The sequence below is a fragment of the Burkholderia sp. Ax-1720 genome (genome assembly GCF_011753035.1).
Taxonomy (GTDB): Bacteria; Pseudomonadota; Gammaproteobacteria; order Burkholderiales; family Burkholderiaceae; genus Burkholderia; species Burkholderia gladioli.
Map to the genome: position 1 here is coordinate 1 of NZ_VWWK01000260.1, position 6,983 is coordinate 6,983.

General features: G+C 71.7%; 3 protein-coding genes. All 3 read left to right on the forward strand.

Translation table 11 applies throughout. The annotated features are described in order from the left end of the window. Window positions 1-1,213, forward strand: a 1,213-nt coding sequence (locus tag F3J18_RS34495) for a ketoreductase domain-containing protein (RefSeq protein ID WP_166916583.1), incomplete at its 5' end; no start/stop codon positions are given. Then, window positions 1,206-5,183 carry an SDR family oxidoreductase gene (locus F3J18_RS34500; RefSeq protein ID WP_166916585.1) on the forward strand — a complete coding sequence of 1,326 codons (3,978 nt, stop codon included), beginning with the start codon at window positions 1,206-1,208 and terminating at the stop codon, window positions 5,181-5,183. The genes F3J18_RS34495 and F3J18_RS34500, both read left to right, overlap by 8 nt. Before the next feature lie 35 nt (window positions 5,184-5,218). Further along, a partial coding sequence (locus F3J18_RS34505; RefSeq protein ID WP_166916587.1) for a non-ribosomal peptide synthetase occupies window positions 5,219-6,983 on the forward strand: 1,765 nt, incomplete at its 3' end.

Consider the following 6,983-nt stretch of genomic DNA (forward strand, 5'->3'; position numbering starts at 1 on the left):
TCGGCGTGGCGCCGGCGCCGCGCCGCGGGCCGGACGCGCGCCGCGCTCGGTGCTGGTGGTGGGCGGCGCCGGCAATGTCGGGATGGTCTATGCGGCGTTCTTCGCCAGCGTGGCCGGTGCCGACGTGGCGATCGCCAGCCGTGGCGCAACCCGGGTGGGCGCCGCGCTGCGCAACCCGGAAACCGCCTCGGACCCGGCGCTGCGCCGCCGGCACGGGCTGCATGCGCGCATGGTGAAGGCGGGGCACCGGATCCTGTTCATCGACGCCGACGCGACCGATCCGGCCGCGCTCGAACATGCCGCGCGCGAGGCCGAGCAGGCCTTCGGCTCGCTCGACCTGATCGTGCATGCCGCCGGCGCGCCGACCGACATGCATTACCGCGCCTTCAACGAAACCGACGACGCCTACCTGCGCGCGCTGATCGCGCCGAAGCTGGCGGTCTGCGCCAACCTGCACGCGCTGACGCGCCGCCTCGCGGTGCCGCGCGTGATGGTGGTCTCGTCGATCTCGGCGACGCTCGGCGGGATCGGGCTCTACGGCTACGCGGCCTCGCACTCGCTGCTCAACGCCTATGCGCGCGCGGCGAGCAGCGCGAGCTGCAGCTGGAGCGTGATCGACTGGGATGCCTGGGCCTTCTTCAAGGACACCCGCGAGGACGGCAATGCCGACGTCGGCATCGATCACTACGCGATCAGCGAGGACGAGGGGCTGGCGGTGCTCGGACGCCTGGCCGCGCTCGATTGGCCGGCCCACGTGGTGGTGGCCAGCGGCGACCTGCTGGGCCGCTACCGCAACTGGGTGCTCGGCGAGCGCGACGATCCGGCCGCGGCCGTCGTCGAACTGGCGCCGCGCCCGCCGCTCAAGGACGAGCTGGTGCCGCCGCGCAACCAGGTGGAGCAGGTGCTGGCCGCGCTGTGGAGCGAATGCGTGGGCGTGCAGCCGGTGGGCATCCGCGACAACTTCTTCGAACTGGGCGGCCATTCGCTGATCGCGCTGAAGCTGGTGGAAAGCATCAACCAGGCGCTCGACTGGGATCTCGCCGCGATCGACATGTTCCGCTTCCCGACCATCGAACGGCTCGCCGAGGCCCACGCCCCGCAATCGAAACCCGAACCCGCGCCCGCGCGGGCAGGCGAAGCGCCGCCCGGCGCACGCCGCCGGCACGACTATTACCAAACCCGGAAACTTAGCATGGAGTCGCAAAGTGAGTGATCTTGACATCGCGATCATCGGCATGAGCGGTGCCTTCCCCGGCGCCGCCGACGTGCGCGAATTCTGGCGCAACCTCGAGGCCGGGCGCTGCTCGCTCGAACGCTACGACGAGCAGGAGCTGCTCGCGGCGGGGATCGATCCCGCGCATCTGCGCGCGCCGAACTACGTGCCGGTCGGCGGCCGCCTGCGCGACATCGAATGCTTCGACAACGCCTTCTTCGGCATCAGCAACCACGACGCGCGGCTGATGGATCCGCAGCAGCGCGTGTTCCTGCAGCTCGCCTGGCACGCGTTCGAGGACGCCGGCTTCGTGCCGGGCGTCGATCCGGGCCGGGTCGGCGTGTACGCCGGCGTGAGCCTGAACAGCTACCTGCACTCGGTGGTGTTCCGCTCCGAGGCGGTCGACCTGGACCGCGACGGCCAGAGCATCCTGTTCGGCAACCTGAGCGACTACCTGACCACGCGCCTGTCGTACCTGCTCGACCTGCATGGGCCGAGCGTAAACATCCAGACCGCCTGCTCGACCTCGCTGGTGGCGATCCACGCCGCCTGCCAGGACCTGCTCAGCTACCAGGCCGATCTCGCGCTGGCGGGCGCGGTGTCGATCAATGTGCCGAACACGCGCGGCTACCTGTACAGCCAGGACAGCTTCTTTTCGCCCGACGGGCAGGTGCGCGCCTTCGACGAAGGCGCGGTGGGCACGGTGTTCAGCAACGGCGCCGGGCTGGTGGTGCTCAAGCGCCTGGAGGACGCGCTGCGCGACGGCGACCAGATCTATGCCGTGCTCAAGGGCAGCGCCGTCAACAACGACGGCAGCGACAAGGTCGGCTACGCGGCGCCGAGCGTGTCGGGCCAGCGCGCCGTGATCCGCGACGCGCTGGAGGCGGCCCGCGTGCGGCCCGCGCAGATCCAGTACGTCGAGGCGCACGGCACCGGCACCTCGCTGGGCGACCCGATCGAGATCGCCGCCCTGACCGAGGCCTATGCCGACGCCGAAGCGGGCGAGGGCGGCTCGCGCGCGGTGAAATGCGCGATCGGCTCGGTGAAGTCCAATATCGGCCATATCGACGTGGCGGCCGGCGCGGCCGGCGTGATCAAGACGGCCCTGGCGCTGCGTCATCGCCGCTTGCCCGCCTCGCTCGGCTTCGAGACCGCGAACCCGCGCCTGAACCTGGCGCGCGGCCCGTTCGAGGTCAACGCGCGGGGCCGCGAATGGCACTCCGACACGCCGCGCCTGGCCGCCGTCAGCAGTTTCGGCATCGGCGGCACCAACGCGCACGCGATCCTGGCGGAGGCGCCGGTGCTCGCGCCGCTGCCGGCCACCCGCGCGGCCTATTGCCTGACGCTGTCGGCGCGCAGCGCGCAGGCGCTGGAAACGCTGCGCCTGGCCTACCTCGGCTGGCTCAACGGCGCGGAGCTGCCGCCCTTCGCCGACCTCTGCTACACCGCCAACGTCGGCCGCAAGGCCTTCGCGCATCGGCTCGCGGTGGTGGCGGGCGACGCGGCCGAGGCCGCCGACGAACTGGCGGTCGCCACGCCGCACGTGTGGCAGGGCGAGCGGCATCGGCTGCTGGTGGCAACCGTCTCGAGCGAGCCGGAAGCGACCTGGCGCGCGATCCGCGCGCGCGAGGCCGACAGCCTGGCACGCTTCGATGCGTATGCGCTGCCCGAGCGGATCGCCGCCTACGCGCTGCGGCTCGTCGCGCGCCTGCGCGGCCTCGGCGTCGACGCCCATCCGCAGCCGCATGCCACGCTGCCGGCCGCGCTCGCCGAGGCGCTGGTCGAGACGGGCGGCGAGGGCATGGCCGCGGTATTGAGCGGCCACGCCGTCGAACCGACGCCGAGCGACTACCTGCTCACGCTCGACGGCGCCGCGCGGCTGCCGTTGCGAGGCCGCGTGGTCGAGCTGGGTGCGCCCTCGCTCGACGACGCGTTCCTCGCCCGCCTGCTGGCCGTCGCCTGGCAGGCCGGCTTGTCGGTGGACTGGCGCGCGGCGCACGCCGAGGAGCCGCGCCGCAAGGTGTCCCTGCCCGGTTATGCGTTCGCGAAGACGGTGCAGTGGCTGCCGGTGAGCAGCGAGGCCGAGCGACGCAACCGCAAAATCGACGACATCGGCCAGTGGTTCTACAAGCCGACCTGGCGCGAGAGCGCGACGCTCGCCGCGGGCACCCAGCGCGTCGACGCGTTCCGCGACGCGCCGGTGCTGGTGTTCGCGCCGAACCGCGAAGCGCGCCTCGGCGCGCCGTGGGCGGACCTGGCGCGCTGCAGCTACGTGGTGCCCGGCGCGGGCTTCGCGGTGCTCGACGAGCAGACCTTCGCGATCGATCCGGCCAGCGAGGACGACTACCGGCTGCTGCTCGACGCGCTCGCCGCGCGCGCCAGCCTGCCGCTCTACATCGTGCACGCCTGGCTCGCGCCCGAGTCCGACTGGGACGGCACCCCGGCGCGCTTCGCCGAGCACCAGGCGCCGGGCCTGTTCAGCCTGATCTACCTGGCGCGCACGCTGAACCGCGCCACGCTGGGCACCGGCGCATGCTCGATCGTGGTCGCGGCCTCGCAACTGGTCGCGCTCTCGCCCGACGAGGCGCTGCATCCCGACAAGGCCACCGTGCTGGGCATCAGCCGCACCCTGCAGAAGGAATACGCGTTCATCGACTGCCGGATCGTCGACGTGCGCTCGAGCGAGCTGTTTTCCGCGAACGCGTCGGCAGCGCGCCTCGGCCTGGAGTTCCTGGAGCCGCTGACGGCCGCCAACGAGATCGTCGCGCTGCGCGACGGGCGCCGCTGGCAGAGCGTCTACGAGCGCTTCTCGGTGCCGGCGGACTGCACGCCGCAAGTCGCGGCCGAGGGCGTCTACGCGGTGTTCGGCGGGCTCGGCGAGCTGGGCCTGAGCGTGGCCGACTATCTCGCGAGCCGCGCGGCCTGCACCATCCTGTTGCTGAATTCGTCGCGCTTCGTGCCGCGCGAGCAATGGGACGCCTGGCTCGCCGAGCACGGCGCGGACCATCCCTATTCGCGCAAGATCGAGCGCATTCGCGCCATGGAGCGGCAGGGCGCGACGGTGCGCATCGAGCGTTGCGACATCACCGATGGCCAGGCCCTGGCCGCCACGCTCGACGCGGCGCGCGAGCGCCACGGCGCGATCCACAGCGTGATCCATGCGGCCGGCCGGGTCGAGAACGGCATGATCGACAACAAGGACATCGCCCACTTCGACACGGTGTTCGCGGCCAAGGTCTACGGCACCTACCACCTGCTCGCGTATCTGCGGCGACACCCCGTCACCAAGCTGATCCTCTGTTCGAGCATGAACTCGATCATCGGCGGGCTGGGCCAGATCGACAACGCGGCGGCCAACGCCTTCGTCGACGCGATCGCGCAGACCGGCCTCGCGGCCGGGCTCGGCGACGTGTGCTCGACCAACTGGGGGGCCGTCAACGCCGAGCGGCTGACGCGCCCGAACGTGCTGCCGCAGTTCGCCGACCTGAGCCGCGAGCACATGCGCAACCACATGACCGAGCAGGAGATCGCAGCCGTCTACGACCGCATCCTGCACTGGAATTTCGGGCCGCGGCTGGTGATCTCGACGATCGACTTCGATTCGGTGCTGGAGCACTGGGGCGAGGTCAGCAAGGTCACCGAGCTGGCGCGGCTGCGGCACGTGGCGGCCGAGGCCGGCACGCGCGCCGGCGAGGACGACGGCCAGGCCTACCGCTCCGAGCTGCACCGCTTCGTCGAGCGCAGCTGGGCCGGCATCCTCGGCGCGCCGCGGCTCGGCTGGGACGACGTGCTGCTGGAGCAGGGCGCGCATTCGCTGAGCGCGGTGCAGTTCGTCTCGATGATCAAGGACCGCTACCAGGTCGGCCTGCACGCGATGATCATCTACGAGATCCGCACCCTCGGCCTGCTCGTCGAGCATATCGAAACCAAGCTGCTGGAGCGCGACGCGCAGCTCGCCGTCAATCAATGATCCCAAACATGGCAGTCCATTCAGAGGGCCGTGCAATGACCCAATCCGCACCATCCGTCTACGCCCAGTTCGAGCAGGCCTGCGCCGCGCAGCCCGACGCGCTCGCCCTGGAAGGCCCGTCCGGGCAACTCAGCTACGCCGGGCTGCGGGCGAGCGTCGCCTCGATCGGCGCGCGACTCGCCGCGGCGGGCGTCACGCCCGGCACCCTGGTCGGCGTGTTGCTGCCGCGCGATTTCCGGCTGCCCGCCGCGATCCTCGCCGCGTTCGGCTCGCAGGCCGTCTATGTGCCGCTCACCGAGAAGTATCCGCCCGAGCGCATTCGCGAGATCGTGTCGACCCACCGCATCGTCCACGTGGTGACCAGCGAGGCCCTGGCGGGGCTGCTGCCGCCCGAGTGCCGCCCGATCGTGCTGCCGCCCGAACCGGACGCGGCGCCGGGCGAGGCCTGGCATCCCGCCGCGCCGCGCGGCGACGACGCCCCCGCCTACGTGGTGTTCACCTCCGGCTCGACCGGCACGCCCAAGGGCGTGCTGATCGGCGAGGCGAGCCTGCGCAACCTGATCGACTGGTATCGCGCCGCCTATCGGCCCGACGAGCGGCGCGCGGTGCTGGCCTCGACCCAGATCACCTTCGACCTGTCGCTGTTCGAGCTGGTCTGCACGCTCTGCTCCGGCAGCAAGGTGGTGCTGGTCGACTCGATCCTGCAACTGCTCGAGGCCGATGCCGAGTTCGACGTCAGCCTCATCAACACGGTGCCCTCCGCCGCGCGGGAGCTGGTGCGTCGCAGCCGCTTCCCGGCCGCGACGCGGATCGTCAACCTGGCCGGCGAGGCGCTGTACCAGGATCTGGTCGACGCGATCCACGATGCCGCGCCGCAGGTCCGGCAAGTCCACAACCTCTACGGCCCCTCCGAGGACACCACCTATTCGACGGGTCATGCCGTGCCGCGCCACGGCGCCAGCCGCACCGTCAGCATCGGCCGCTCGCTGCCGGGCAAGACCGCGCATCTGCTCGACGACGCGCTGATGCCGGTCGAGCCCGGCACCGTCGGCGAGATCTGCCTGAGCGGGGAGGGCGTCGCGCTCGGCTACCTGAACGACCCGCGGCTCACCGCGGAGAAATTCCCGACCGTCGCGCAGGGCCCGCTGAAGGGGCTGCGCCTCTATCGCACCGGCGATCTCGGCCAATTCGACGAGGACGGCCTGCTGCGCTACCTCGGCCGCGCCGACCGGCAGGTCAAGGTGCGTGGGGTGCGTATCGAGCCGGGCGAGGTGGAGGTCGCGCTGCGCGGCATCGCCGGCGTGGCCGACGCGGCGGTGGTGAAGGTCGTCGATCCCTCGGGCAACGACCAGCTCGTCGCGCTGGTGGTGGCCCAGCCGGGCCACGCGCCCGGGCACGAGATCCTGGACCAGTTGCACACGCGCCTGCCGGCCTTCATGGTGCCGTCGCGGCTCGAGCCGATCGCGGCGATCCCGCTGAACGGCAACGGCAAGACCGACCGCACCGCGCTCGAGCGGATCGCCTCGGCGTGCTATCGCAGCGAGCCGGCCGCCGACGATCTGGACGAGCAGGTCCGCGAGGTGGTGGCCACGCTGATGGCGCGCACCGACGTGGCCACCGACACGGACTTTTTCCGGATCGGCGGCAACTCCTTGCTGAGCGCCCAGCTGACCTTCCTGCTGCAGCAGCGATTCGCCGTCACGGTCAGCATCGCCGACGTGTTCCGCCAGCGCACCCCGGCCGCGCTCGCCGCCGCGATCCGCGCGCGGCGAGCGGCCACCCCCGCCGCCGGGACCGCCG